Raw genomic sequence first — 1,543 nt, 5'->3', positions numbered from 1 at the left:
CGGTGTTTTTCAAGGTAGTTGTCATCATTTGCTTGCTTATTAAGCAGCTTCTCTTTCTGGATTCAGATGAACGTCACCAACAGGCGCACAGTTCCTGATATCACCAGACCACCGCTCAGGCTTTCGCTGTTTTGCAGCGAGCAATACCTCTACACGACGCTTCAAGATCTCTTTATCTTTTCCATTGTGACGCTCTGAAGGCGTAACGTAATTTAGCTTACTGTGCTTGTGCTCAGTGTTGTACCAGCGAACGAAGGCTTCTACCCAGCTTCGACTACTGTCGAGAGTTTTAAAGCCCTTTGTTGGCCAGTTTGGCATGTACTTTACTGTACGGAACAATGACTCGACATAAGGGTTATCATCACTGACTCTTGGGCGACTATATGACGAGGTAATACCTAACTCTTCCATTTTAGCTTTGAACGTCAACGACTTCATTGGCGCACCGTTATCCGAGTGAAGAACCAGCGCTTGATTAAAGCACTGCTCTCGCATCAACGTCCGTTGCAGAAGTTGTGACGCCAGCTCACCGCATTCATGCTCATACACTTCATAACCAACAATTTTTCGACTGTAGATGTCCTCAATGACATACAGGTAATAGTGTTGGCCTCGAACCTTTGAAGGTAAGTAAGTGATATCCCACGTATAGACTTGGTTCGAGTCCGTCGCTGTGTAACTGGTTGGCTTCGCTTGCTTCTGTCTGCTCCGCTGACGACCTCGTTTGTGAAGTTGCCCCTGCGTACTCAACACTCGGTAGTAACTCGACTCAGAGGCGATATACTCACCTCTATCAAGCAGTGTCGGAACGATTTGAGTTGGAGGCAAGCTTGCGAACTCAAAGCGGTTACACACATCGATTATCGCTTCACGCTCTTCCTGCGACAGCTTGTTCGCAGGCTCAGGTCTGAGGCATATTGGCCTTTTGTCAGCCTGAACTTCACCTTGCTGATACCAGCGACGATACGTTCTCAAGTCGATTTGAACCTCATGGCAAGCTGGCTCTAAACGACATCCGCATTGCTTCGCTTCAAGGATAAGAGTCACTATGGTCTGCCTTTCATCGGTTGAGGTTAGTCGTCCTCTGGCTCTTCCCCGTAAAAGGCTCTCAGCTTTTTTCTTAGTACCAAGAGGGCGGCCGTTTCAGCGAGTGCTTTTTCTTTGAGTCGTAAATCTTTCTTCAACTCTTTGATTTCAAGTTTGTCAGCTTTAGCCTGCTTCTTTGCTTCAGCTTCCTGCTCTTTACTCGACTTAAACCCTTGCATGCATTCGCGGCGCCAGCTTTGGATTTGCTCTGGAAAAAGACCTTTTTCACGACAATATTGGCTGAGTTCACTTTCTGTCATTGAGTAGGTTTCAGCGACAATGGCAAGTTTAGTTTGAGCAGACCACTGCTCTGATGAAGTGTTGCTATTTGGCACGGCGGCTCCTGAACGTCTGAGTTGCTGGCGCCAATGATACAGGGTCGCAGTGCTAATGCCTTCCTCTTCCGACACTTCTTTAACTGACATCGAATAGGGAGGTAATAGCTTCTTCAATATAG

1 protein-coding gene is annotated in these 1,543 nt (G+C 47.1%); it reads right to left on the bottom strand.

What is annotated here, in order from left to right:
- Positions 1 to 39: 39 nt before the first annotated feature.
- A protein-coding gene (locus FCV43_RS18575; RefSeq protein ID WP_431188301.1) for an IS3 family transposase occupies positions 40 to 1,541 on the bottom strand; the annotation gives its coding sequence in 2 pieces (ribosomal slippage) (positions 40 to 1,121 and positions 1,121 to 1,541; 1,503 coding nt in all).
- Between the last annotated feature and the right edge of the window lie 2 nt (positions 1,542 to 1,543).

Source organism: Vibrio genomosp. F6, assembly GCF_005146325.1.
GTDB classification, from domain to species: domain Bacteria; phylum Pseudomonadota; class Gammaproteobacteria; order Enterobacterales; family Vibrionaceae; genus Vibrio; species Vibrio cortegadensis.
Note: the sequence above shows the minus strand (reverse complement) of the source record. Positions and strands in the feature narration are given on the sequence as shown.